This is a genomic window from Sheuella amnicola, assembly GCF_010499255.1.
Classification (GTDB): Bacteria; Pseudomonadota; Gammaproteobacteria; order Burkholderiales; family Burkholderiaceae_B; genus Zwartia; species Zwartia amnicola.
The window spans coordinates 292915-319174 of record NZ_JAAGRN010000003.1; the positions used below are offsets into that span (position 1 = coordinate 292915).

General features: G+C 51.2%; 27 protein-coding genes. 12 read left to right on the forward strand and 15 right to left on the reverse strand.

From position 1 onward, the window contains the following. Positions 1-4: 4 nt before the first annotated feature. The 5 genes from G3I67_RS06200 to G3I67_RS06220 are packed head-to-tail and all read right to left on the reverse strand — an operon-like array spanning position 5 to position 4619. Complete coding sequence (locus G3I67_RS06200; RefSeq protein WP_163652636.1) at positions 5-1402, reverse strand: TRAP transporter large permease; 1398 nt, start codon at positions 1400-1402, stop codon at positions 5-7. After that, entirely contained in the window at positions 1399-2007 is a 609-nt protein-coding gene (locus G3I67_RS06205) for a TRAP transporter small permease subunit (protein ID WP_163652638.1), read from the reverse strand. Before G3I67_RS06205 ends, G3I67_RS06200 begins: the two co-directional genes overlap by 4 nt. Before the next feature lie 2 nt (positions 2008-2009). Next, on the reverse strand, positions 2010-3083 hold the full coding sequence (locus tag G3I67_RS06210; protein ID WP_163652640.1) for a TRAP transporter substrate-binding protein: 1074 nt from the start codon (positions 3081-3083) through the stop codon (positions 2010-2012). Positions 3084-3105: 22 nt separating this feature from the next. Further along, on the reverse strand, positions 3106-3906 hold the full coding sequence (locus tag G3I67_RS06215) for a putative hydro-lyase (RefSeq protein WP_375539299.1): 801 nt from the start codon (positions 3904-3906) through the stop codon (positions 3106-3108). A gap of 32 nt (positions 3907-3938) precedes the next feature. Further along, on the reverse strand, positions 3939-4619 hold the full coding sequence (locus G3I67_RS06220) for a trimeric intracellular cation channel family protein (protein WP_235931728.1): 681 nt from the start codon (positions 4617-4619) through the stop codon (positions 3939-3941). A gap of 111 nt (positions 4620-4730) precedes the next feature. Between G3I67_RS06220 and G3I67_RS06225 the strand changes: the two genes are divergently transcribed. Beyond that, the gene (locus tag G3I67_RS06225; protein WP_163652643.1) at positions 4731-5600 is read left to right on the forward strand and encodes an isocitrate lyase/PEP mutase family protein; all 870 of its coding nucleotides are present in this window, start codon (positions 4731-4733) and stop codon (positions 5598-5600) included. A gap of 101 nt (positions 5601-5701) precedes the next feature. Continuing rightward, complete coding sequence (locus G3I67_RS06230; RefSeq protein ID WP_163652646.1) at positions 5702-6007, forward strand: high-potential iron-sulfur protein; 306 nt, start codon at positions 5702-5704, stop codon at positions 6005-6007. 130 nt (positions 6008-6137) lie between these two features. Here G3I67_RS06230 and G3I67_RS06235 read toward each other — a convergent pair whose 3' ends face one another. Continuing rightward, a complete protein-coding gene (locus G3I67_RS06235; RefSeq protein WP_163652649.1) occupies positions 6138-6575 on the reverse strand; it encodes an outer membrane lipoprotein in 438 nt (145 codons plus the stop codon). Between the two features lie 129 nt (positions 6576-6704). Here G3I67_RS06235 and G3I67_RS06240 point away from each other — a divergent pair, with 129 nt between their 5' ends. The 6 genes from G3I67_RS06240 (at position 6705) to queE (ending at position 11405) form a co-directional block, all read left to right on the forward strand. Continuing rightward, positions 6705-7067 (forward strand): Rap1a/Tai family immunity protein, encoded by a 363-nt coding sequence (locus G3I67_RS06240; RefSeq protein ID WP_163652652.1) that lies wholly within the window; start codon positions 6705-6707, stop codon positions 7065-7067. 60 nt (positions 7068-7127) lie between these two features. Further along, positions 7128-7358, forward strand: a complete 231-nt coding sequence (locus G3I67_RS06245) for a YMGG-like glycine zipper-containing protein (RefSeq protein WP_163652655.1) — start codon at positions 7128-7130, stop codon at positions 7356-7358. A gap of 117 nt (positions 7359-7475) precedes the next feature. Then, a complete protein-coding gene (locus tag G3I67_RS06250) occupies positions 7476-8972 on the forward strand; it encodes a CoA-acylating methylmalonate-semialdehyde dehydrogenase (protein ID WP_375539303.1) in 1497 nt (498 codons plus the stop codon). Further along, positions 8972-9673 carry a 7-cyano-7-deazaguanine synthase QueC gene (queC, locus tag G3I67_RS06255; protein ID WP_163652978.1) on the forward strand — a complete coding sequence of 234 codons (702 nt, stop codon included), beginning with the start codon at positions 8972-8974 and terminating at the stop codon, positions 9671-9673. The genes G3I67_RS06250 and queC overlap by 1 nt, the downstream gene beginning before the upstream one ends. Further along, entirely contained in the window at positions 9670-10764 is a 1095-nt protein-coding gene (locus tag G3I67_RS15070; protein WP_163652658.1) for a 6-carboxytetrahydropterin synthase, read from the forward strand. Before queC ends, G3I67_RS15070 begins: the two co-directional genes overlap by 4 nt. 5 nt (positions 10765-10769) lie before the next feature. Further along, positions 10770-11405, forward strand: a complete 636-nt coding sequence (gene queE, locus G3I67_RS06265) for a 7-carboxy-7-deazaguanine synthase (RefSeq protein ID WP_163652660.1) — start codon at positions 10770-10772, stop codon at positions 11403-11405. A 25-nt stretch (positions 11406-11430) separates the two neighbouring features. Here queE and G3I67_RS06270 read toward each other — a convergent pair whose 3' ends face one another. The 9 genes from G3I67_RS06270 to ugpB all read right to left on the reverse strand — a co-directional run bounded on the left by G3I67_RS06270 (position 11431) and on the right by ugpB (position 20560). Continuing rightward, positions 11431-12699 carry a TRAP transporter large permease gene (locus tag G3I67_RS06270; protein ID WP_163652662.1) on the reverse strand — a complete coding sequence of 423 codons (1269 nt, stop codon included), beginning with the start codon at positions 12697-12699 and terminating at the stop codon, positions 11431-11433. Further along, positions 12692-13162, reverse strand: coding sequence for a TRAP transporter small permease (locus G3I67_RS06275; protein ID WP_163652666.1), 471 nt, complete (start codon positions 13160-13162; stop codon positions 12692-12694). Before G3I67_RS06275 ends, G3I67_RS06270 begins: the two co-directional genes overlap by 8 nt. A gap of 40 nt (positions 13163-13202) precedes the next feature. Next, positions 13203-14201, reverse strand: coding sequence for a TRAP transporter substrate-binding protein (locus G3I67_RS06280; RefSeq protein ID WP_163652670.1), 999 nt, complete (start codon positions 14199-14201; stop codon positions 13203-13205). A 58-nt stretch (positions 14202-14259) separates the two neighbouring features. Continuing rightward, a complete protein-coding gene (locus G3I67_RS06285; protein ID WP_163652672.1) occupies positions 14260-15135 on the reverse strand; it encodes an amidohydrolase family protein in 876 nt (291 codons plus the stop codon). A 107-nt stretch (positions 15136-15242) separates the two neighbouring features. Beyond that, entirely contained in the window at positions 15243-16412 is a 1170-nt protein-coding gene (locus G3I67_RS06290; protein ID WP_163652675.1) for a CaiB/BaiF CoA transferase family protein, read from the reverse strand. A gap of 24 nt (positions 16413-16436) precedes the next feature. Next, positions 16437-17447: a sn-glycerol-3-phosphate ABC transporter ATP-binding protein UgpC gene (gene ugpC / locus G3I67_RS06295; RefSeq protein ID WP_163652678.1), complete on the reverse strand. Its 1011-nt coding sequence runs from the start codon at positions 17445-17447 to the stop codon at positions 16437-16439. Between the two features lies 1 nt (position 17448). Next, the gene (ugpE, locus tag G3I67_RS06300; RefSeq protein ID WP_163652680.1) at positions 17449-18303 is read right to left on the reverse strand and encodes a sn-glycerol-3-phosphate ABC transporter permease UgpE; all 855 of its coding nucleotides are present in this window, start codon (positions 18301-18303) and stop codon (positions 17449-17451) included. Position 18304: 1 nt separating this feature from the next. Further along, positions 18305-19186 (reverse strand): sn-glycerol-3-phosphate ABC transporter permease UgpA, encoded by an 882-nt coding sequence (ugpA, locus tag G3I67_RS06305; RefSeq protein WP_163652682.1) that lies wholly within the window; start codon positions 19184-19186, stop codon positions 18305-18307. 45 nt (positions 19187-19231) lie between these two features. Next, entirely contained in the window at positions 19232-20560 is a 1329-nt protein-coding gene (gene ugpB, locus G3I67_RS06310) for a sn-glycerol-3-phosphate ABC transporter substrate-binding protein UgpB (RefSeq protein WP_163652685.1), read from the reverse strand. Positions 20561-20753: 193 nt separating this feature from the next. Here ugpB and glpK point away from each other — a divergent pair, with 193 nt between their 5' ends. The 4 genes from glpK to G3I67_RS06330 are packed head-to-tail and all read left to right on the forward strand — an operon-like array spanning position 20754 to position 26260. Next, a complete protein-coding gene (glpK, locus tag G3I67_RS06315; protein ID WP_163652688.1) occupies positions 20754-22259 on the forward strand; it encodes a glycerol kinase GlpK in 1506 nt (501 codons plus the stop codon). Positions 22260-22261: 2 nt separating this feature from the next. Further along, complete coding sequence (locus tag G3I67_RS06320) at positions 22262-23863, forward strand: glycerol-3-phosphate dehydrogenase/oxidase (protein WP_163652691.1); 1602 nt, start codon at positions 22262-22264, stop codon at positions 23861-23863. Positions 23864-23890: 27 nt separating this feature from the next. Next, a complete protein-coding gene (locus G3I67_RS06325) occupies positions 23891-25288 on the forward strand; it encodes a TAXI family TRAP transporter solute-binding subunit (RefSeq protein WP_163652694.1) in 1398 nt (465 codons plus the stop codon). Positions 25289-25309: 21 nt separating this feature from the next. Beyond that, complete coding sequence (locus tag G3I67_RS06330) at positions 25310-26260, forward strand: alpha/beta fold hydrolase (RefSeq protein WP_163652697.1); 951 nt, start codon at positions 25310-25312, stop codon at positions 26258-26260.

A 26260-nucleotide genomic window follows, 5' to 3' on the forward strand; every position in this document is an offset into this window, starting at 1 on the left:
TTAATTAAGAAAGAACAGCCGGCAACCACAACGCGATCGATGGGAAGATCATCAGAATAATGATCGCAATCATGTAAACCAGCATGAAAGGCATCACGCCTGAAAACACATCGGTAATGGGCCCGGGCTGTCGCCTCATACCCTGTAATACATAAAGCACTGTTCCATCCGGAGGACTAATCATCGCTATCTCAACCAGCATGGTAATGACCACGCCAAACCAGACCGGGTCATACCCAAGGGCTTTGACCACCGGAAAAAGCAATGGGATGGTACAGATCACCATCGACATGCCTTCCATAAAGGTACCCAAGGCCAGATAGAATCCGATGATCACCAGCATGATTGCCCATCCCGGCAGAGGCAATCCCGTCAAAAACTTTGCCAGCATTTGCGGCACACCAAGGGATGACAAGATGTAGTTCAGTACATAGGCGCCAAAAAGAATCAAGGCAATCATCGACGTCGTTCGGGCGGTGGCGTGAAGCGATTCTGACATCATCTTCCAGCTCAATTTGCGATCCACCAGCGACAGAATGATGCTGCCGGCAACACCAAGCGCGGCAGACTCAGTGGGCGTCGCCCAACCCGCATAAATGGTTCCAAGCACTAATCCGATCAGCAACGCAGTGGGCAAAAGGTCGGACAAGCTGCCGATACGATCACGCCATGTCACGCGAACCCCATTGGACTCGCCGTGCAAACCGAGTTTGTAGCTGTAATACAAAATGACCAGAATGAACAACAGCACTACCAGGATGCTGGGACCAATCGCAGCGATATACAAGGCGCCGACAGACGTTTCGGTGATCAGGCCATAAATGATGAAAGTAATACCCGGAGGAATCAAATTACCTAATGCACCGCCCGCGGCAAGCGAACCCAAAACAAGCTTTGGCGGGTAATGACTCTTTTCGAAATAAGGAAGCGCTACGGATCCCATGGTGGCGGCAGTCGCCACACTCGAACCGGCTACTGCCGAAAAAACTCCGCATGCAAGAACGTTGGTATGCAAAAGTCCGCCGGGCATACGGCCCATCCAGATGTTCAAGCCACGATACAAACGCTCGGATAATCCGGCGCGCAACATGATCTCACCCATCAGCAGGAAGAGCGGAACCGAGACCAGCACAAAATTGGTCGAAGGTCCCCAGATCATCTCTCCGATGAAATTCCAGAACGGACGATCCGATAAACCAAAACCGGCCAACAGGGCTAAAGAAGACAATGCGGCGCCGACATAAATTCCACCGGCGAAAAATCCCGCAAAGGCAACCAATACAGCAACCAGCGCCCACCAAGGCACTGCTGAAGCAGTCGCAACCGAATTCGCATCGCCACCAAAAAGGGACACCGCACCGATTACGATACCCATTACAACAATGAAAACGATTGCGATCATTTGCGCACTCCAGCTTGAACCGGTTCGTGCATCATCGATTGCGCCTCAGCGACAGCTTCAAGTGTTTCGGCCGCTTCATCCTCGTAGGTTCGCGCCATCAAAGCACGATCCATTGCGTCTTGCTGGCCGGTCATCATCTGCTTGAGTGCACGAAACAACAACGCAAACCCCGCCAGTAGTAGTAGCGCAAAACCGGCTGCCCAGAGCCCTTGGGGCCATACTAAAGGTGTGCGAAGCGTCGTCAAGTCCGTTGCATTGAAAGCAAAGGAATCCATCGCCAAGCTCACCGATCCCCATACATAAAAGCCGGTGGAAACAATCAAGGCGATCAACGATAAAAGGTGAAGCCATACCCGTACGCGTAGTGGCATTTTTTGCACCAACACGTCGATACGGACATGACCTCTGTCGAACAAGGTACCCGCCAGACCCCAACTCATTCCGACCGCCATCAGGTAGCCGGTGAGTTCGATGGTCGCTTCAGTTGAAAAGCCGAGCAAATGGCGGGCAATGATGTCAAAACAAATCAGCACCGTGATCACTAGATAGCAGAAGCCCGCGATCGACATGGCGCGGCGACTGATCCATTCAAGACATTCGAACATATTTACTTACCTGCCACGTATTTGATGCCGGTGATCGGGGCAATCACTTCGTTGTAAACAGTGCCGCAACGATCGCCACAACGCTTAACCCATGCAGGCAGAACGGTTTCGGTCAAATCTTTTTTGACTGCCAGGGCTTCGTTTGGCTGAGGCTTGACTTCGATCATGGGTTTTTTCACAAGCGTAGCCAGTTTGCATCCGTCGGCACGCCCCACATTACAGGCTACGCCATCGGCAGTCGATTCAACACCAAGCTTCCACTGGGCGTCTTCGATCGCTGCAAAGGTTTTTTCGAACTCGGCGCGAACGGCAGGATCAAGTTTGTTCCACCATGCCAGATTGACGAAATAGCCCGATGTCGACCACGACAATGGCATGGCATACAAATGCGTCGTGACCTCAGGCCATTTCACGCTGTTGCCTGAACCTGAGCCGGTAATGCCACAGTCAACCGTGCCGCGTTCCAATGCGGTGTACACCTCGCCAAACGCCAGCGATACGGGCTGGCCACCCATTGCCTTGACCAGATCACCGGATGACGGACCGTTGATACGGACTTTCATGCCTTTCAGATCAGCCAGCGATGCAATCGGCTTGCGGCAAAACAACATCTGACCGGAAAAAGGGTAAGTCGCGACGAGCTTGATACCCAGGCGCTCCAACTCTTTGTTCGCCACCGGCTTCATCGCATCGGCGACCTTGCGAGCTTGATTGATATCCGAGTTCATGCCGGCCAGATCGATGCCATCCAGCATGGGAACGTCGCCAGACACGGTTGTCAGTGGCGCGGCTGCGATATCAACCTGCCCTGAACGCACAAGACGCAGAACTTCGGGACCGTTGACGTTACGCTCCGGCCAGGCTGCCAACGTCACTTGAACACGACCATTTGTGGCTTTGGCCATGCCATCACGCAACAAGGGCTGATCCACAGCGGAGTACTGAGGCATATTGGCTGTCACCTGGGTGATGGCCTGGACAGCGATTTTGGGGCCGGCGGTCTGCGCAGACACGGCGGACATCTGCATCGTTGCGGCCAATGCGGCCAGTACGAGCGAGGTCTTGAAGGACTTCATCGTTAGATCTCCTGAGTCATTATTAAAAACTTGCCAGCCGATGATTCAACAGATCGGTAATCAGCATCGAGCCAGGCGAGTGGGTGATACAAAAAGGCGGACGAGCCGCCATTGCAACTGACTGTGGCGTGACGCCACAAGCCCAAAAAACAGGTAATTCACCTTCTTTGACCGCAACAGCATCTCCAAAATCAGGGCGTTGCAAATCCTGAACTCCAATCTGCTCAGGCAAGCCGATATGCACGGGTGCGCCGTGAACGCGTGGAAAACGCGAAGTCACCTGCACAGCCCGAATTGCATCCGCAGGCTTCATAGGCCGCATTGATACGACCATCGGTCCGTGAAAAACACCGGCAGGTTCGGTCTGAATACTGGTGCGATACATCGGCACATTGCATCCTTGCTCGATATGACGCATGGGAATGCCGGCTTCGGTCAAGGCCTGCTCGAATGAAAACGAACATCCAAGCAAAAAACTCACAAGATCATCACGCCATACATCGCCGATTTCACTTTGCTCCGAAACCATGACACCATCTTTCCAAACGCGATAGCTCGGTATGTCTGTTCGTATGTCGATATCATGACCAAGAGCAGGCAACATGGGATTACCCGGTTCGGAAACAGCCAAAATCGGACAAGGTTGGGGATTGCGCTGGCAGAAAAGCAAAAAGTCGTGCGCCAGATCCTTAGGCAAAATCATGAGGTTGCCTTGCACATAGCCTGGCGCCAAACCTGCGGTATTTCCGCGAATTTCTCCGGCGCGAATTTGCAAACGAGCTGCATGGGCAGGATTGATCGGTGTCATTTTGGATTGATTCATTTCAAGTGTTTCCAGCTCGTCATTTCAGTCAATTAATCCTTACGATCCCACCTCACGGAGTGATCGGGCGCATCAATTTTCGATTTTGTAATCAGATACGAAGGAACCCGCAAATTCCAATGTATGGCGATTACCCTCATTGAAAAAGTGAAAAAAGCGCACGCCAACACTGTTTCGGTATGAGCCTCGGGGAATACGCCGAGGAGCAATACTAACGCAGAAGAACCTATCAAAACCGGAATGGCATAGATTTCGCTGGACATGAGCAAAGTTTGCCGACCTGCCAACACATCGCGCATCAGTCCGCCGCCAATCGCGGTCAACACCCCCAACATCACAGCCCCCAACAGCCCGCCAAAGCCCATTTCCCAGGTTTTCAATGCTCCCTGCATGCCAAATAAAGCGGCCCCGACTGCGTCAAGGTAAAGCATCAGAGTAAAAACCTGCGGCTGGGTAAAGAACGAACGCCCCACAAAAGCCGCAATACTCGCAAAAATGGCAATTTGTACCAATAGAAGATTGCCTGACCAGAAAACCGGCTCACCCAGAATAAGGTCGCGCATCGTGCCGCCACCCACCGCGGTGATCACGCCCAACACAATCACGCCAAAAATATCGACGCCACGATCTGCGACAGCCAATACAGCCGTGACGGCAAATGCGACTGTGCCAGCCACCGCAAGCCAGAAACTTAAGGTATCCAAAGACGTCATTTATTCAGACAGAACCCATTGAAATGACCGATATAGTGCCAGAGGGTATTATCTGACGAATATCCGGAAAAAGTCCGGAATACTAAAAAACATACGAAGGGAGATTTTTTGATGAAAGAGAGCAAACCCGCAAAACTGCGCGCCAGACTGAATCAACCAGGACTCATTACCGCCCCCGGCGTATATGACATGGTTTCTTTACGCCTGGCCGACTCCTTCGGCTTCGATGCCTTGTACATGACCGGTTTTGGAGCTGTTGCCTCTCATCTCGGGCTTCCGGATGCGGGACTGGCCTCATACACGGATATGGTCGGACGCGTCAACGCCATGGCAAAGATGGCATCCACTCCGTTCATTGCCGATGGGGACACCGGTTACGGCGGGTTACTGAATGTCAGGCACACGGTTCAAGGCTATGAGCAGGCCGGCGCATCCGGCATTCAACTTGAAGACCAGGAGTTTCCGAAAAAATGCGGCCATACTCCCGGTCGCCGTGTCATCCCAACCGAAGACATGGTTCGCAAAATCAAAGTTGCCGCCGAGTCCCGCGAATCTAAAGATTTTTTGATTATTGCCAGAACGGATGCTCGCACCACTTTAGGGCTAGACGAGGCGTTGCGCCGCGCTGAAGCCTATGCGCGTGCCGGTGCCGACATCCTATTTGTCGAATCCCCCGAGTCTGAAGAAGAGATGCGCACAATTGGCCGCAGCTTTGACCTGCCATTGCTGGCAAACATGGTTGAAAAAGGCCGAACCCCCGTGCTAACCAAAGATGAGCTTGAAGCGATCGGGTACAAGATGGCGATTTTCCCTGTTACCGCCCTGCTCGCCGCTGTTCAAGCAATGAAACAGGTCTACAGCCAATTGAAAAACACGGGCTCTTCTGTTGGTGCACCGGTTGATTTATATGACTTCACGGACTTGACCAAACTGATGGGATTCGAGGATGTCTGGGAATTCGATCGACGTCACGCAGACTGAATGAGAATCGTTCCGAAGTCCTTTTTACATATGTAAATACAGGACTTAAAATTGTCGTGCGGGTTCTATGGTGAGCCCGGCTTTCTTATCAGGATATCGCAATGAAATCGTCACGCCGCCAGTTCATTCTTTACTCAGCCGCAGGTCTGGCCACCATGTCATTGGCCAATCAAGCACAGGCTCAGGCCATGGTCGCCGAAACGGATCCACAAGCTGTTGGTCTTGGCTACAAAGCCGATGCATCAACCGTTGATAAAGCCAAGTTTCCTAAATACGCACCCGGCAACGACTGTGCCAACTGCCAGCTTTATGTGAGCAAGTCCGCCGATGCCGGCACCTGCGGAATTTTCCCCGGAAAACAAGTCGCAGCCAAAGGTTGGTGTAATGCTTGGGTTAAAAAGGCTTGATAACAATGCCTGCATTTACCTGATATGCAAACATGCTCTTAGGTAAACCCAAATAAAAAGCCGTTGCGATGCAACGGCTTTTTTACAACTTGGAACGGCACTTAACAGCTTGCCGTCCAATCGTAAGGCATTACTGGGGCACCACACGAGCATCCGTGCCCGAACCTTCGATGTAGACATGTTGTCCAACACGCAGGTTACCGGTAGGTTGTGTCACCGAGACCAGAACGCCGTTTGATGTGCGAACAAAAATCTGTTGTCCTGCAACAGGCTTGTCGTAATGCTTTTGGATCTCGTTACCGGCGACTGCGCCACCGATTGCACCCAAAACCATTGCAACGGCTTTACCCGTGCCCGAACCAATCAGGGCACCTACTCCCAAACCTCCTAGACCGCCAACCACTGCACCCACGCCGGTTTCGTGACTATTCTTAATCTCGGTCGCATTGATCTGCTCGATTACGCCTTTGCGGATTTCGACAGGTGCAGCCGGACCCGATGGCGCACAGGCGGTCAAGCCAACAAGCATCATCAGAGCAATTAAGGATGTTACAAGTCTTTTCAACATATAAATTTTCTCTTGAGTTGTTTAATAATGCATAACAGGCGTAAAGTTAACATATTGGCAACGGAAAAAGTAATTTGTTTCACAATAGCGGTATTAGTTAACAAATCATCTATCAAAACGGAGATCAATATGAAAAAAGTGCTACTTGCAACCTGCCTGACCTTGGTCGGAGCGGGTGCCTCGTTCGCTCAAACCCCGCCCAAGGCCGCCACTTCGACTGAAGCCTACGTCAAGATGTGCAACAACAAGCAAAATATGGCGGAACAAAACTTCTGCCATGGATTTGGTCAAGGCGTCTATGAAACTTATTTGATTTCCAGACACCCGAAAAACGCAAAACCCTTCATTTGCGCGGGCAATTCCCAAAAAACCCGTCAGGAGTATATCGATGGCTTTGGCGCTTGGACAGCCAAAAACCCTCAATACAATCAGATGTCAGCCGCAGATACGATTTTGCGTTATCTAGGCGAAAGCTATCCCTGCAAGAGCTGAGATTCACGCAACTTTCCGAAAGTTCTCAATTCTTGACACTGAATATTTATGGAGTTCAACATGAAAAAGCTACTTCTCGCCCTTCCCGTTTGCGCTGCACTAACGCTTGGTGGATGCTCGAACATGAGCACCACGCAACAGCGTGAGCTTTCCGGTGGAGCCATCGGCGCGGCAGCTGGTGCAGGCATTACGGCCATTGCTGGCGGCAATCCAATCTGGGGTGCGATAGGCGGAGCCGCAGCGGGTGTCGTTGGCGGTTACCTGTACGACAAAAACCAGAAGGGCAACTAAGCGCTGAACCGACTCGGCGGGCTAGAAAGGGTTTGAGCGTATATTTTTCGTAACCATCTTACAATTGGTCATTACAGAAAAGGAATGCTCATGTCCAAACAGCCCCCCATGCCCGCCATGTCCAATCTGGTTTCGCAGTGGATCAATGGCCAGACCGTGACGCAGCCAGGCGCACGTACGCAAGACGTTTTTAATCCGGCCACCGGTCAAGCCACCCGCAAAGTGGAACTTGCCACTCTCGATACCGTCAACGCAGCAGTCGCAAGCGCCAAAGCCGCTTTTCCCGCCTGGTCCGAAACCCCTCCCATCCGTCGCGCGCGGGTGATGAACAAATTCCTAGCCTTGCTAAACGAGCGCAAAGGTGAGCTCGCCTCCATCATTACGCAAGAGCATGGAAAAGTATTCACCGATGCCGAAGGCGAAGTCATGCGCGGCATTGATATTGTCGAATTCGCTTGCGGTGTGCCGCAATTGCTTAAAGGCGACTATACCGACCAAGTGTCAACCGGCATCGACAATTGGACCATGCGTCAACCATTGGGAGTGGTTGCGGGTATCACCCCCTTTAACTTCCCCTGCATGGTGCCTTGCTGGATGTTCCCCGTGGCCATCGCCGCCGGCAACACCTTCATCCTCAAACCCAGCGAAAGAGATCCCTCAGCGTCGATTTTCATGGCAGAGCTGTTAAAGGAAGCCGGCTTGCCTGATGGCGTCTTTAATGTTGTCCAAGGTGACAAAGTCGCTGTCGACGGTCTGCTCGAACACCCCGATGTGAAAGCTATCAGCTTTGTCGGTTCGACTCCGATTGCCCAGTACATCTACAGCCGCGGTGCCGAGCTCGGCAAACGTGTCCAAGCTTTGGGCGGTGCCAAGAACCATATGGTCGTCATGCCGGATGCGGACATCGAACAAGCAGTCGACGGACTGATTGGTGCGGCATACGGATCTGCCGGCGAACGCTGCATGGCGATTTCGGTTGCCGTTCTGGTCGGTGATGTCGCGGACAAGATTGTCCCTTTACTGGCTGAACGCGCTAAAACCCTTAAGATCAAAAACGGTCTTGAGCTCGATGCCGAAATGGGTCCGATCGTCACGCGTCAGGCGCTTGATCGCATTGAAGGCTATATCGACATCGGCGTCAAAGAAGGCGCCAAGCTAGTTGTGGATGGTCGAGGATACAAAGTAGCTGGACATGAGCAGGGATTCTTCACCGGCGGATCGCTGTTTGACCATGTCACGCCCAACATGCGCATCTACAAAGAAGAAATTTTCGGACCGGTATTATCATGCGTTCGCGCGAAGGATTTTGCCGAAGCGGTCGAACTGATCAATGCGCACGAATTCGGTAACGGAGTATCCTGCTATACCCGCGATGGCAACGTTGCACGCGAGTTCGGTCGTCGAATTCAAGTGGGCATGGTTGGGATTAACGTACCGATTCCCGTCCCTATGGCTTGGCATGGCTTTGGCGGCTGGAAGAGAAGTCTCTTCGGCGACATGCACGCCTACGGCGAAGAGGGCATACGTTTTTACACAAAGCAAAAGTCAATCATGCAGCGCTGGCCGGAAACCATCGGCAAAGGCGCTGAGTTTGCGATGCCCACGGCGAAGTAATTTTGAAGCGCGCCGTTTGCCTACTCAGTGGTGGACTTGATTCCACCACGTCTCTCGCCATTGCCCAGCACGAAGGCTTCGAGGTTTATGCCTTGAGCTTTCGTTATGGACAACGCCATTCAATCGAACTCGAGAAAGCCAAAGAGTTTGCGAAAGATCGCGAAGTCGCGCGACATGTTGTGATCGATATCGACTTACGCAGCTTTGGTGGCTCGGCATTAACGGATGATATTGCCGTGCCCAAGGGACACCGCGTGGAGGACATCGCCGATGAGATTCCCATTACATATGTTCCGGCACGAAACACGATTTTTTTAAGTTTCGCCTTAGGCTGGGCCGAAGTGCTTGGTGCGCAAGACATCTTTGTCGGTGTCAACGCTATGGATTACAGCGGCTATCCGGACTGCAGGCCCGAATACATTGAAGCGTTCGAAAACCTGGGCAATCTAGCCACCAAAGCCGGTGTTGAAGGCCGGCAACGACTCAAGATACGCGCCCCCCTGGTCAACATGACTAAAGCCGATATCATTCGCAAGGGAATCGAGCTTGGTGTGGATTTCGGTGAAACGACCAGTTGCTACGATCCGGGACCGACAGGACGGCCTTGCGAACAGTGCGACTCCTGCCTGCTTCGAGCAAAAGGGTTTGCCGAAGTTGGCATCACTGACCCACTATACAAAAAATTCGGAATCGTTCGATGAGCGATCAACTCCTCTTCGTAGCCGCAGCGCCATTCGAGGCGGCATGTCGAGTCGATTGTCTGCCCGAAGGACATCGCGCATCCCGATTGCATGGCCATAGCTTTCTGGGTGAAGTTAGAGCGGCATTGCCAAAAGACTGGGCTCCTTTTCCCGGGGCAGAGGTCGAATCGCTTTCGAGACATCTGTCTCAATGTGTATCCGTGCTTGATTACAGCGACCTCAACAAAACGATCCCCACACCGACTGATGAAAATATTGCGCGCTGGATCAGACGCAATCTGACAGTACCCGGCATTTCGGTTGTGGGCGTACAAAGCACCACGCACTCCGGCGTAGACCTGGACGCAAGGGATCACGCACATGTCTGGCGTCGGTATATTTTCCAATCCGCGCATCAACTTCCCAATGTGCCTAATGGCCACAAATGCGGTCGCATGCACGGGCATGGCTTCGAGGTGATCTTGCATGCGGATCAGGATGTGGGAACGCGAGACCTATCCATTGATTACGATCATTTGGATGCGCTTTGGGCACCTATCCATGAAGAACTGGACCACGCTTGCCTGAACGATATCCCTGGACTAGAAAATCCAACCAGTGAAAACATTTCGGCATGGATCTGGAACAGACTTAAGCCAATACTGCCTGAGTTGTCATGGGTGACGGTCTACGAAACAGGTAGTTGTGGAGCTCACTTTGATGGACATCACTACAGGATATGGAAAGAGCTGACGCTTGATAGCGCAGTGCGACTGAAGCACGCCCCCGAGGGCGACAAGAGGCGTCGGATTCACGGCCATACCTTTACCTTGAGACTGCATCTGCACGCGCCCCTTGATCAAGTTCACGGATGGACAGTGGACTTCGGCGATGTCAAAGCCGTTTTCGATCCGATTTTCAAACAGCTTGATCACCAGCCCCTTCATAAAGTTATGGATGATCGCGATGCCGATGTCGCGTCAATCGCAAGATACATCAAAGAACTTGTCGCGATGCAGCTACCCCAAATCGACCGGATTGACCTGAACTCTACACGAGGTTGCGGCGTGATTCTTCATTGGGGCGAACTCGGCCCTGCCCTACCAATCTGATTGTCATGACATACAGCGTCAAGGAAATTTTCTATACATTGCAAGGCGAAGGTGGTCAGGCCGGATGCGCCGCTGTCTTTCTCAGGTTCGCAGGCTGCAATCTCTGGACCGGCCTTGAAAAAGATCGAGCACAGGCAGTTTGTCAGTTTTGCGACACGGACTTTGTCGGTACGAATGGCACGCTTGGCGGCAAATACAAAACCGCAATCGAACTGGTCGAAGTCATCGATCGTGAATGGCCTGCAGGCTATTCGGAATCGAAGCTTGTTGTATGCACCGGCGGTGAACCTTTACTGCAACTGGATGATGCACTGATTCGAGAACTGCATGATCATGGCTTCAGAATCGCGGTTGAAACGAATGGCACAATTACAGCCCCATCTGGAATCGACTGGATCTGTGTGAGTCCAAAATCGGATGCTCCATTGAATCAAGATCACGGCCAAGAGATCAAGCTGGTATATCCCCAAAAAAACGTCCGGCCGGAGTTATTCGAAAACCTGAACTTTAAGCATTTTTTCCTGCAACCGATGGATGGACCCGATCAGGCAACAAACATTGCGCTAACAATTCAATATTGCATGAATCATCCGAAATGGCGGCTGAGCTTGCAATCACACAAGCTCACCGGCATTCGCTGAACTTCCAGGCACCCAATACTCTGTATTACTGAAATGCGAGAGAAAATCCGGGTATGTAAGTAACAAGCATCAGCACAATCATCATCATGGCCACAAAAGGCCAGATATGCTTGGATACATCACTGAGCTTGAGGCCGCTGATCGCCATTCCGACAAACAGACAATATCCGATCGGAGGAGCCGCCATACCGATCGACACGTTAGTGACAATGATCGTTCCGAAATGAATTGGATCGATCGAAAAGCTGTTGGCAATCGCAATCAGCAACGGCCCGAGCACAACCATGATCGCAATTTCATCCATCACTGCGGCAAGCAGGAAAAAGGCGATGTTCAAGATAAACAGCATGACCCATTTTTCATGAATATTCGCAGTCAGCCAGGCGGCAAGCTTGGGAGACAACTGCTCTTGCGCCACCAAAACACCGAAGCCAGTTGAAAAAATAATGATCGCCATGACGATTGCGGTGATTTTGGTCGAGTTCCAGACGAGCGCGGGAAGCTCCTTCCATTTCAAGCGCTTTTCGATGAATGCTCCTACCAGGATCGAGTATACGCAGCTAACCACTGCCGCCTCCGTTGGCGTGAACACTCCACCGTAAATCCCGCCCAGTACGATAACGGGAGCAAGTAAAGCCCAAATTCCATCACGCAGCGCATCCTTGATCTCTTTAAGCGAGGCGCGTTTTTGAGTCGGTATGTTTTTAGCCTTGGCATGCCACCAACAGATCACGGAAAAGCTCACTGCCATGATTAAGCCCGGGATGATGCCTGCGCTAAACAACCGGGCAATCGACTGCTCGGCAATCACTCCCCAGATCACAAATGCGATCGAAGGAGGAATCAAAGGGGCGAGCACGCCAGCACTAACAGACAAGGCGGTCGCAAATCCTTTGCTGTAGCCACGTGCAGCCATGGCCGGAATCATGATCGCGCCGATCGCGGCAGTCGTTGCGGGCGCAGATCCTGAAATAGCCGAAAAGACCGTCGCAGCCACAACAGTCACATGCCCCAGGCCACCGGTCAAATGACGCACAAAAACATCGGCAACCTTGATGAGTCGTTGCGAAAGACCCCCAGCCGACATCAACTCGCCGGCAAGCATGAAAAAGGGAATCGCCAACAAGGAAAACGATTGCGTGCCAGCAACAACCGTTTGCGACAACAAAAGAAAATCAATATCCGCAAACCAGAGGGACAGGGCAACCACAATACCGATCGCAAAGGCGAACGGCACCCCAATCAGCATGAGAAAGCCAAAACCGGCGGATAACAAGCAAGCTGTGCTACTCATCGAGAGACTCCGCCCACGGCATCAAACGTTCAAAAGAAAAGATTGCGATCAACACTCCAAAAAATGGTGCACATGCGTAAAGAAATTCGATCGGAAAGCCAATCGCGGCCGATGTCGAGCCCTTGGTTTGCTCGACATAATCCCAGCCCGCGAAAGTCATGAAGATTCCCAATCCCAACATCATCAGGGCGATAAGGCGATCAACCAGATAATGAACCGATCGGGGCAATATCGCCACGATAAGATCCATCCTCGCATGCGTCATGCGACGAATCCCGATCGCGGAAGAAATCACCACGACCCATGCAAAGCCAAGAAGCGCGACCTCTTCACTCCAGGAAAGCGACTTGCCGAAGACATAACGCAAGAACACTTGCGCAACCAATGAGAACAGCATGACGATCACTATCGTGACCGCCACCACTTTCAGCACGCGCTCTATCCAGTCAAAAACTTGACGCATGATGCAAATACCTTAGTCCAAGGATGTGAGAACGGCGACTTTATTTAACTGCATCAAGCGCTTGATTCACCAGAGGGTCGCCAACCGTTTTCTTGGCTTTGTCATAGATGGGTTGGACTGCTTTGCGGAAAGCGGCCACATCGTTGACCTGATTGATCTTCATGCCCTTTTGTTCAAGTCCCGCCAACAATGCTTTTTCGTTTTTCGCCGATTCAGCTCGCTGCTCAACCGTGGCGGTTTTACCCGCTGCAATCACGGCGGCACGTTGTTCCGGCGTGAGCTTATCCAGGGTTCTCTTGGATATCAACAACTCGATTACGGAATACGTGTGATTTGTCATCGACAAAAACTTGGTGACCTCGTACATCTTGCTGCCATCAATCACTGCAACCGGAATTTCAAGCCCATCGATCGTGCCTTGCTGCACAGCTGTAAAAGTTTCGCCCCATGCCATCGGTACGGCCGCACCACCCAGAGAGTTGAACATGTCGATAAACAGGGGGTTTTGCATCACCCGATACTTCACGCCAGTGACATCGGATGGCGCACTGACCGGCTTCTTGTTGTTGATCATCTGGCGAAATCCGCCTTCCATGTATCCAAGCACAATCATGTTTTTCTTGGCCAACATCGCGGCCAGATCTGCGCCTAGCTTTCCATCAAGCACCTTTTGCGCCTGTGCCTCGTTGGTATAAAGGAAAGGCAAATCATTGATCTGAAAAGCGGGTTCGATCTGGGCAACTACAGCGTTAGTGATGATGCCGGCATCAACCGTTCCGAAACGCACACCTTCCATGACTTGTTTTTCATCACCGAGTTGCCGATTTGGAAACAATTGCACCTGTACCGAACCGTTGGTGTTTTTCTCGACAGCAGCCTTGAATGCACGCGCCCCGACAGCATAAGGGTCAGTCGGACCATCGGTCGTGGTCCATCCAAGCTTGATGACCGTCTGAGCGGATGCAGTTGTAGGCACCGAAAAGCCAAAAGCGGCAGCGACAAGGGCGGAAACAGCCAATAATTTACGACGATTGATCATGATGTAGTCTCCTCGATACTGGACTTAAAGATGTTTTTTGTCTATGAAATAAAATGGGCTAGCGTTTAACAAACGCCGGAAAGTCATACAACACTTCAGGGTTACGAACTAGGATTTGCTGTCTTAATGCCTCGGTAGGCAGCCAATCGAAAACCGCATCTGCAATATCTCCATCATTAGGCATGGGAGCAGGAATATTCGGATGGGGCCAATCGGTGCCCCAAACCAGACGATCGGTTCGCGTATTCAATAATGCATCTACAAAGGGCTTGATCGCCGACCATTTATTAATCGGATCAACGACTCGATACGCACCCGATAACTTGACCCAGGCACCGCCTTCTTTAACTAGCGCGCACATATTGCGAAATCCGGCATCTTGTATGTCAGGCTTGGAAGGATGACCGAAGTGATCGAACACGACTGGCACACCGAGCTTGGATGACCAGGCAGGAATCTCGGGTTGAGTGGACACGTCAACAAGAAACTGTATATGCCAGCCGAAAGGTTTGATTTTTTTTGCCAAGGCCTCAGCATCGGCTAATTGATTGCCACCTGCGAAAAGAATATTGACTCGCGCACCACGCGTACCGGCCCGATGCAGCCTTTCGATTTCAGCTTCGGTTGTGTCGGTCGAAAGCACCCCCACCGCACGCAAACGATCCGGATGCGCGGCAAGCGTGTCATAAAGCGTACTGTGGTCGTAACCATATACGGAGGGATGAACGAGCACGGCACGATCGGCGCCGATAACATCATTCATCCTCTGAAACGCTTCCCAAGGAGCAAGCGTGGGCGTGTAGGATCGATTCGCGGTGTAGGGGTAGATTGCCGGATCTTCAAATACATGAAAATGACAATCCACAGTCCCCGCAGGTAAACGGTTCTTCGGTTCGACACGCGGATCGAATGGTAAATATTCAGCACTGCTCATATTTTGCCCCCTGGCTTCTTTTAGTATTTGTGAAACTCGAGCCAAATATGACACTAGCCGAAAAACAACTCCTTCGATAGTGTTTTTTTTACTTATTTACCCTGATTTCAAGACCCCAGAGTCTTGAGTTCATCCAGAATCGCCTGAGTGTGCTCGCCTAGTTTAGGGGCTGGACGCCTGAAACCACCCGGAGTTTGCGAGAGCCTTGGCACTATATTGTGCATCGGCAAACTGCCCAGATCCCGATCCTCCAGCTCCACAATCGCCTCTCTTCCAGTCACGAATGGATGACCCATCAAGTCCGCCACCGAACACACCGGTCCGACAGTTACACCCGCCGCCTCGAAAATATCAAGATTTTCTTGCTGCGTACGCGCACCGATGTAAGCTCCGATCAGTTGATCGAGTTCATCACGATTGATAACGCGCGCATCATTGGTGGCAAACTTAGGATCCGACTTTAATTCTGGCCGACCTATCGTATCGAAGATCTTCATGGCCATGGATTGCATTGATCCGGACATTGCGACAAACTTCGAATCCGAACAAGCGTAAATATTTCTAGGCGCAGTATGCGTGGATTGATTTCCAGCCCGCATGGTTGCCTCGCCCGTGACTTTATATTTGGCAGCCTCGGAAGAAATGACCGAAAATATGGGTTCAAACAAGGACAGATCAATCACCTGACCACGCCCCTCTTTTTCAGCGACTCTTAGTGCGGTTAAAACACCAGCCGCACCATATACCCCTGCGATCATGTCAGCCAAGGCTAGTGGCGGCAGCACCGGCGGGCGATCTGGGTAACCATTCAGGTGAGCAAATCCGGACATCGCTTCAACTAGGGTGCCGAAACCCGGCTTATGGCTATAAGGTCCGGTTTGTCCCCAACCCGAAACGCGCACAATGACCAAAGCAGGATTGAGTTCCAGCAAAAGGTCGGGCGACAGGCCGATTTTTTCGAGACCACCTGGAACAAAGTTTTCGATCAAGACATGCGAATGGCGAACAAGCTTTTTAAACGCATCCATGCCATCCCCGGACTTAAGATCCAGGACTAAAGAACGTTTATTGCGACCATAAACTTTCCAGTAAATATCCCAGCCTGCTTCACGCCAGTTGCGTAGATCGTCCCCCCTCCCCTCACGCTCAATCTTAATGACATCCGCCCCGAAATCGGCCAGATAGGCCGACAACATATTGCCGGCCACCAGTCTGGACATATCAAGCACGCGCACATCGGATAAAGGACCTGTCTGGGAGGGGTCGAACTTTTTCACTTCAAACTCCGGGATTAAAGTAGGCTACAAGATCTTGCGCAGACCTGTTGCCGCATCGAAATAATGTACCTTATCGGAACGCGGCGCCGCCAAAATCGATGAGCCGATCGCAGGGACCGGTTCATCCTCCTGGATTCTGACGATCAGTGAATCCAGACCCATTTTGCAGTACAAAAGCCTTTCCGCACCTAGCAGCTCGACCGCCTCAACCTCAAGCCGCCAATCACCCCGCCCCACATCGATATGCTCGGGCCGCACTCCAAATATCGTTCCTTCGGTCAATCCCGATACATGCTTGAGCAGATTCATTGGAGGCGAGCCGATGAAACTTGCGACAAAGGTCGTTGCAGGCTTGTTATACACCTCTTCTGGCGTGCCGAATTGTTCCATCACCCCGCCATGCATCACCATCATGCGTTGGGCAAGCGTCATCGCTTCAACCTGATCGTGGGTCACAAACAAAGAAGTGATGCCAAGCTCGCGATGAAGCTTCTGAATTTCAAGCCGTGTTTGTGCACGCAGTTTTGCATCCAAGTTTGATAGCGGCTCATCGAATAAAAAAACCTGTGGCTGCCTCACAATGGCACGCCCCATTGCAACGCGCTGCCGCTGTCCGCCGGACAGAGCTCGTGGCTTGCGATCCAAAAACGGCATCAACTCTAGAATACCTGCTGCTTTTTCAACACGTGCGCGAATTTCGTCTTTCGGTATCTTGGCAATTTTCAAGCCATACGCCATATTTTCAAAGACCGACATATGGGGATACAGCGCGTAATTCTGAAACACCATCGCAATGTCGCGTTCGGCGGGCTCAAGGTCGTTGACAATGCGATCGCCGATGGAAATCGTTCCCTCGGACACTTCTTCAAGTCCCGCCACCATGCGCAATAACGTGGATTTGCCGCAGCCTGAAGGCCCCACAATGACGACAAATTCGCCATCGCGTATTTCGGCCGAGACATTGTGAATGACCTGATTCGTGTGCTTGCCCGAAGCATAGCGTTTGATAATGTTTTTTAGCGAGATGGCTGCCATATTATTTCTCGGTCTCTACAAGGCCCTTGACGAACCATTTCTGCATCAGAATCACAACGATTGCCGGCGGCAACATCGCCAGCATGGCTGTGGCCATCACGACGTTCCATTCAGTATAGACATCCCCGGAAATCAAACGCTTTATACCCATCACCACCGGATACATATCTTCATTAGTTGTCACCAACAATGGCCACAGATACTGATTCCAACCATAAATAAACTGAATCACGAATAATGCAGCGATACTGGTTCGCGAAAGCGGAAATAAAACATCCTTGAAAAACCGCATCGGACCGGCGCCATCCATACGTGCAGCTTCGACAAGCTCGTCAGGCACCGTGAGGAAAAACTGGCGAAACAAAAAAGTCGCCGTGGCCGAAGCGATCAGCGGCACAGTCAAGCCTGCATAGGTATTGAGCATGCCAAGACTGGCGATCACCTCATAGGTCGGCCCGATCCGCACTTCAACTGGCAGCATCAGCGTGATGAAAATCATCCAGAACACTAGTCCCCTGAACGGAAACCGGAAATACACGATCGCAAACGCCGAGAGCATCGAAATAGTGATCTTCCCAACCGTGATGACAAGAGCGCTGATCAGACTTACCCACATCATGGGCCATGCCGGTGCGATCTTACTGCCGGCCGCGGTCTCTCCGCCAAATAGCGCAACCCGATAAGTGTCAATCATATGAGTACCGGGCAATAAAGACATGGGTACGGTCTGGGCGATTTCGACCGAGCTTTGCGTGGATGCGATCAATGTGATGTAAACAGGAAACGCGATGATCAATACACCAAGCAATAGCACCAGATGGGATAAGACAGTCAGGCCGGGACGACGCTCGATCATGTCAGTATTGCACCTTGCGTTCGACGAATTTGAATTGAACTACAGTAAGTGCGATGACGATCATCATCAGGATGACGGACTGAGCCGCAGAGCCGCCAAGATCCATTGCCTTAAAGCCATCGTAGTAAACTTTATAAACGAGGATGGATGTTGCCTTACCCGGACCACCATGCGTGGCGGCATCAACGATTGCGAAGGTATCGAAAAACGCATACACCACGTTGATTACAAGCAAAAAGAATGTTGTCGGCGACAAAAGCGGCAATACGATTGTCCTGAAGCGATACCAGGGAGAAGCGCCATCGATTGCCGCGGCCTCGATCAACGAACGGGGAATGGACTGCAATCCGGCCAGAAAAAATAGGAAGTTATAGGAAAGCTGTTTCCATACAGCGGCCATCACGATCAAAGCCATCGCATCGGCAGGGTCAAGCAAATGATTCCAATCCATGCCCATCATGCGCAACAGATACGCAACGACTCCCATGGGAGAAGCGAACATGAACAGCCAGACAACCCCCGCCACGGCGGACGCCACTGCATAGGGCCAGATCAGCAAGGTTTTATAAATACCCGCACCACGCACCACTCGATCCGCCATCACGGCCAATAAAAGTGCAATGGACAAACCACATACTGCAACCAGAACGGAAAAAATCGCAGTGGTCTGAAAGGACTGCAAGTAAGTGGCATCCGCAAATAATCGCGTAAAGTTTTCAAGACCGACGAACTCGGTCGATGTACCGAATGCATCCTGGCTCAACACGCTTTGATAAAGCGCGCGACCGGCCGGCCAGAAGAAAAACACCAATACTACTGCCATTTGCGGCGCAATCAACACCCACGGAAGCCAACGTGAATTAAATCGAACATTCTTTTCCATTCGAATTCCCGTCAGTGCTCCGTGAGTGACTCGTGATGCAATCGATTAACGGCTATTGGCTTTCTGAAAACGTTCCAGCTGTTCATTGCCCCGCTTGACCGCGTTATCCAGTGCAACTTTGGGAGCAACTTTGCCCGACCAGACCTGTTCGAGTTCTTCATCGATGATTGTTCGGATCTGCACAAAATTGCCTAAGCGAATTCCACGAGATTTGTCGGTCGTTTTGCGGATCATCTGGGTCACCGCAACTTCAGTTCCGGGGTTTTGCTTGTAAAAGCCGGACTTGTCCGTCAGTTCGAACGAGGCAATCGTCAGTGGTAAATAGCCGGTTCTCTGATGACTCTTGGCGGCCTCCTCAGGCTTGGACAAGAATGCGAAAAACTGGGCCACACCTTTATAGTCGTCAGCCTTTTTACCCGACATCACCCACAGGCTGGCGCCACCGATCACTGTGTTTTGCGGAGCGCCTTGGACATCTGCGTAATAAGGCAAAGTCGAAATACCCGAGGCAAATTTGGCATTTCGCTTGATATTGCCGTAAAGAGCAGAAGATCCGGTGATCATCGCGCATTCGCCTGATACAAATACTGCATCAGCGGCATTGCCACGACCTTTGTAAACAAATTCACCTTTCTTGGCCATTTGAGCCAGGTTCTCGATATGTTTGACGTGCAAGGGAGAATTGAACGTCAAACGTGCATCCGTGCCCTGCATGCCATTACCCTTGGACGCAAATTCGGTGTTATGCCAGGCGCTGAAACTCTCGAGTTGCGTCCAGCTTACCCAACTGGTCGTAAAAGGACAGGCGTGACCGGAAGCCTTCAGCTTTGCAGCGGCCGCCATGACTTCAGGCCAGGTGACGGGAGGCTTTTCGGGATCCAGGCCGGCAGCTTTGAATGCATCTTTGTTGTAGTGAAATACCGTAGTCGAACTATTGAACGGAAAGCTCAACATTTCACCATTCGGCGCAGTGTAATAGCCAGCAACTGCAGGAACGTATGCATTTGGGTCGAAGGGAGCGCCAGCAGACTTCATAACGCCGGCAACAGGCTGAATCGCCCCCTTGCTAGCCATCATCGTCGCAGTCCCTACTTCGAAGACCTGCAGGATATGCGGGGCATTGCCGGCTCGAAACGCCGCGATCGCGGCTGTCATGGCCTCGTCATAGGTTCCCTTGAACGTAGGCACAACTTTATATGTCGTTTGGCTCGCATTAAAGTCTTTAGCCAGGTCGTTCACCCACTCGCCCAAAGCGCCGCCCATGGCGTGCCACCATTGAATCTCAGTTTGCGCTTGCGCAGAGCCCCCTAAAAATGCACCTAAGGACAAAGTCATTGCACCGGCAAAAGCCGACAGATTACGTTTCGATTTCATGGAAGTTACCCTCAATTTTTTGACCGGCAGACTTTACAGTTTATTTATGACACACAGATTGTGCCAGCTGTAATATTCTTGTAACACGACTGGTTGGTCTGAAGCAAAACTTTGTGTACAGTGAATACTATTGATTCGCGGATTATTGCCCTGCGGCGCAAACGGGTGCGATACGCACTGATGCAGGAAACTTATGACATACATACTCGCACTGGATCAGGGCACGACAAGTTCCAGAGCTATCCTATTTAACGAGTCGGGTGAATTCATTCAATCTTTTCAGAAGGAATTCGATCAGATCTTCCCGCAACCCGGATGGGTCGAGCACGATCCGATGGCCATCTGGAATTCTCAACTATCCGTCGCAAAAGAGCTTCTCGACGGGCATAAGGCTGCGAATAAGCATCAAGGTAATGATATTGCCGCGATCGCCATTACGAATCAGCGCGAAACAACTGTTCTATGGGATCGAACCACCGGCTTGCCTCTTGCCAACGCCATCGTCTGGCAAGATCGTCGCACCACCGACTATTGCGAGTCATTGCGCCAAACAGGTCATCAGGCTCTGATACAAACAAAAACCGGCCTGATTCCGGATTCATACTTTTCAGCAACTAAATTACGCTGGCTTTTGAATAACATACCCGGAGCACGTGCAAGAGCAGAGCGCGGTGAATTAGCTTTCGGCACAATCGACTCTTGGCTCGTCTGGAACCTGACCGCAGGCCAAGTGCATGCCACCGACCCGAGCAACGCCTCTCGCACCATGCTGTACAACATCCACTCACAGGACTGGGATGAATCATTACTCGAATTGTTCGACATACCACGCGCTGTACTGCCCAAAATCGTCCCAAGCTCCGGGATCCTTGGCACAACCGATTCCAAACTTTTGGGGATAAGCATTCCAATCGCATCGGTCATAGGCGATCAACAAGCAGCCACTTTCGGACAAGCTTGTTTTAAGCCCGGAATGGCAAAAATCACCTTCGGAACAGGTTGCTTCATGTTGCTGAACACCGGGTCAACACCCGTACCCAGTGTGAATCGGTTGCTGACCACGATCGGCTGGCAATATCCTGCGTCGGGGACACACTATTGTCTGGAAGGATCCGTCTTTATGGGTGGCGCAACCATTCAATGGTTGCGCGACGGGCTAGGAATCATTCAATCCGCTGCCGAAGTCGAAGCACTTGCCAGGTCGGTTAAGGATGTCGAGGATACTTATCTGGTTCCCGCTTTCACAGGCATCGGCGCACCCATATGGGACGGCCATGCGCGAGGAACCATTGTTGGAATGTCACGCGGAACAACCCGTGCGCACATCGCACGCGCAGCGCTGGAAGGAATTGCGCTTCAAGTTGCTGGCGTGCTTGATGCCATGGTGCGTGATTCAAGCATCGATCTCACCGAAATCCGGGTGGATGGAGGAGCCTCCAAAAATGATTTATTGATGCAGATGCAAGCTGACTTTATCGGAATACCGGTCATCAGGCCACATGTCACTGAAACAACTGCGCTTGGAGCCGCATATCTAGCCGGTCTTGCGACTGGAGTCTGGAGAGATGCAGAACAGATCACCTCACAATGGACCATCGACAGGAAATTCGAGCCCACAATGTCAAGCGACGCTCGCGCCTCCAAACTCAAGCGCTGGTCTCAGGCGGTAGAACGTGCGCGCGAATGGGCCATGGACTAATCATGCAAAATAACTTCGAAAAAACCGCCGCACCATTCAAGCGCGCCGAATTATTCGATCGCCTAATTCAAAAGAATGAATATGACCTCGCCATTATCGGCGGCGGTGCAACGGGTTTAGGCATTGCGCTTGATGCCGCTAGCAGAGGGTTATCGGTCGTATTGTTCGAGTCGGATGATTTCGCCAAAGGAACCTCTTCACGGTCAACCAAGCTTGTGCATGGCGGCGTGCGATACCTCGCGCAAGGCAATGTTTCACTTGTCCATGAGGCTTTGCACGAGCGTGCGACGATTCTGCGTAACGCCCCTCATTTGGCCCAACCACTATCCTTTCTGATGCCCTGCTACAAATACTGGGAAATCCCGTTCTTTGGCACGGGGCTGATCATGTATGACGCACTTGCCGGCAAACGTGGACTGGGTCGCACGAAGTTTCTGGGTTCCCAATCAACCAAAAGCACGCTTGGCAACATTATCGCAAAGGGATTAAAAGGCTCGGTTCAATACTGGGATGGCCAATTCGACGATGCGAGATTATCGATCGCCATCGCACGCACGGCGGCGCAGCAAGGCGCATTACTGATCAATTACTGCAAAGTAGTCGAGCTGATACATCAAAACAATATAGTTGCAGGCCTGCGGGTGCAAGATTGCGAAACAAACCGGCAATATGAAATCAAAGCAAGCTGCGTAATCAATGCCACTGGCGTCTGGGTCGATGCCATTCGGCGACTCGACCTGCAAGATTCCGATAAACCGGTCGAGGATATGGTTGCGCCCAGCCAAGGGGTTCATATCGTAGTAGACAAAAAGTTTTTGCCGGGCAATCACGCCATGATTGTTCCTCACACTACGGATGGACGTGTTCTATTCGCAGTACCGTGGCTAGGCAAAGTCATCATCGGAACGACGGATACGCCCCGCCATGATCTAAGCAGAGAACCCGATCCGTTCAAGGAAGAGCTTGAATTCATTCTGCGCGAATCCGCTCGCTACCTAGAGATTGCACCCAAGCGCTCCGATATTTTGAGCATATGGGTTGGACTGCGTCCGCTGGTCAAGCCCATACAAAACGATGGCACGAACACAAAAAAAATGAGCCGCGAGCACACTGTCCTGATCAGTCCCGGCCATCTTGTCACCGTCACAGGCGGAAAATGGACCACTTATCGCGCGATGGCACAAGATGCCTTGCAGCATTGCGTGTCGGCCGGCCTGTTGCCTGATATTGAGCCTTCAAAGACCGATGAAATCCGACTAATTGGCGCGCAAACAAATGCAAACGTTTCGCATTCGATCGGTCAGGCGCCCGGTATAGCGGCCTATGGAGATGAAGCCGATACTGTCTTGAGTCTGCCGGGATCGAATCATGAGTTAGGTGGCGGCCTGACCGAAGCCATGGTGCGCTTCGCAGCTCGTTATGAGTACGCGCGACGCGTCGAAGATGTTTTGGCAAGACGATCGCGCATCCTGTTTTTGGATGCGCGACTGGCAGAATCAATGTCATTCGCAGTGGGTACAATCTTAAAGGAAGAAACCGGCATTGATCCTGAAATTGATGCGTTCAATGAATTGGCAAAGCATTATCGCCATCTACCCGGGTAATTAAGTAGCCCTCGTTAAGTCAGGATTATGAGCAAACAGCCTAAGCATCTTCATTTGAATAAGAAATCTTTCATTCGCTATAGCATGGATGCGTTCAAACTTGAGATCGCATCCTGGAAGGAATTATTCAAAAACGAATGGCCCCTGGCCCTGGTGTTCATCGGCCTCGTCGCTGCCTTGATTATTTATGCCAAACCGTATCCGCCCAAAGAGGTCAAGATTGCGGCCGGTCAGGTCGACTCCTCTTTCAACATCATGGCGAACCGATATGCCAAATATTTTAAAAAGCATGGCATCGACCTGAACATCGTCGAAACAATCGGTTCTCAAGACAACCTGACCAAGCTGATACATAAAAACGATATTCAAAGTGCTCTTTTACTTGCGGGAACGATCAAAAAGAAAGAGTTCCCAAAAATCATCTCGCTCGGAAGCGTCCAGCAGGTTCCGCTTTGGTTGTTCTATCGTGGCACGCTTTATGAGGGCGATGACCCGTTTGTTCACTTCTCTCAAAAGAAAGTTTCGGTAGGTGCGCCAGGATCCGGCACGCTAGCCTTGCTGAAAGAATTGATGACGTTGCACAAACCACTGATTGAAAATCCAAAAAACCTGCATTATCTGACTCATGCTACAGCAGCTGATGAGCTGCTTAAAGGCGACCTCGATGCAATGTTCATTGCCGATGGTTTAGATTCGCCTATCGTTCAAAGACTCCTCAAGGCCCCGGACATTCACGTTTATAACTTTTCAATGGCTCCTGCTTACGAAAAGAAATTACCTTACCTCGACATGGTCACCATTCCTAGAGGTTCTTTGAATCTGGAAAGCATCTTTCCGAAATCCAATATCAAAATGGTTTCGTCGAGTATGGTTCTATTGGTTGAAGAGGATTTGCATCCTGCAATTCAGTTGCTATTCATGATGGCCTCCGACGAATTCGGCGATGCAAGAGATCAGTTTTTTGCACGTCCGGACGAATTTCCTTCATATCGGGATCACTCCGTTCCTCTAAGTCCGATTGCTAAACATTATTTTGAATCCGGAACTCCGATTGCTGCACGATTCCTGCCATTCTGGGTGGCAAGTTTCATAGACAGAATGTGGCTGCTGCTTTTAGCGATCGTCACTGTCGCATTTCCCTTATTCAAAATGCTACCGAACTATAGACTGACGCGCGTACGAATCGAGCTCAGTACCGCCTATGAAAATTTGCGACAGATTGAATCCCAGATGCTACGGGCTCAAAACAAAGAGGAATTCGAGGAAAATCTGGCCGAGCTCAATGCGCTCGAAGAAGCCATCAGTGAATTGATCATCCCCCCCAACCACTTGAATCAATACTATTCTCTATGGAGTGCCGTGAATATCGTCAGAAAAAACACGGTTGACCGATTGGCTCGAATTCTTAATCAAGAAAATAAATAGAACGCATTGACGAAAATGATCTTGACTCGCTATTTTCAAGCATTGTTGATATTGCAGGTAGTGCTCTTCGCGCTATCTTCTCCGGTGCATGGACAAAGCGTGAATGATTCAACGACTCGAACGGACAGCGCAACCAAAATGACTAATGTCATAAAACACCATTATTTCAAAACATCCGATGGTGTTCGGCTGCATTACATCGAGGCCGCAAACAATCCGGATCAAAGCAAACAAACGCTCGTGCTGATTCCGGGCTGGATCATGCCCGCCGCCGTATTCAATGCACAAATTGAAAGTCTATCCAGGCACTATCGCGTGTTGGCTCTCGATCCAAGATCACACGGTCAATCCGATATAGCAAAATCCGGACACGATCCCTTACGTCGAACCCAGGACATAGATGAATTCTTAAAAGCAGCCAATGTCCAGGATTTCATTCTCGCAGGATGGTCGCTAGGGGTTCTCGAATCGCTTGACTATGTCGCGCGCTATCACCCCAAAAACCTCAAGGGCCTGATACTAATCGATAATTCGGTAGGTGAAGGCAAACCACCCGGTGGACGCGCCTCGAACTTCACGCAAACGATGAATGATCCCAAGAAGCGCGAAGTATATTTACGACAGTTCAGCAAGGATATTTTTCGCAAACCTGCCCCTCCCGAAATCGCACAGGCAGTGGTCGAGTCGGCACTGCGCGCCCCTCCCAAAGCGGCGATCGAGTTGATTAATCAACCCTATCCCCGTACTTACTGGCGCGAAACCCTTGAAAAGCAAGATATACCGGTCATGTACGCAATTACCCCGCGCTATAAAGACCAAGGTGAAGCACTGGAAACAAAACGGCCACCCGACAAGGTGACCGTCTTAATTTTTGATCAAGCGGGACATGCCATATTCGTAGACGAGGCCGATCGATTCAATGCCGCCGTTCTGGACTTCAGTCGACGGACGTTTACGGGCGCACAGCCCTGA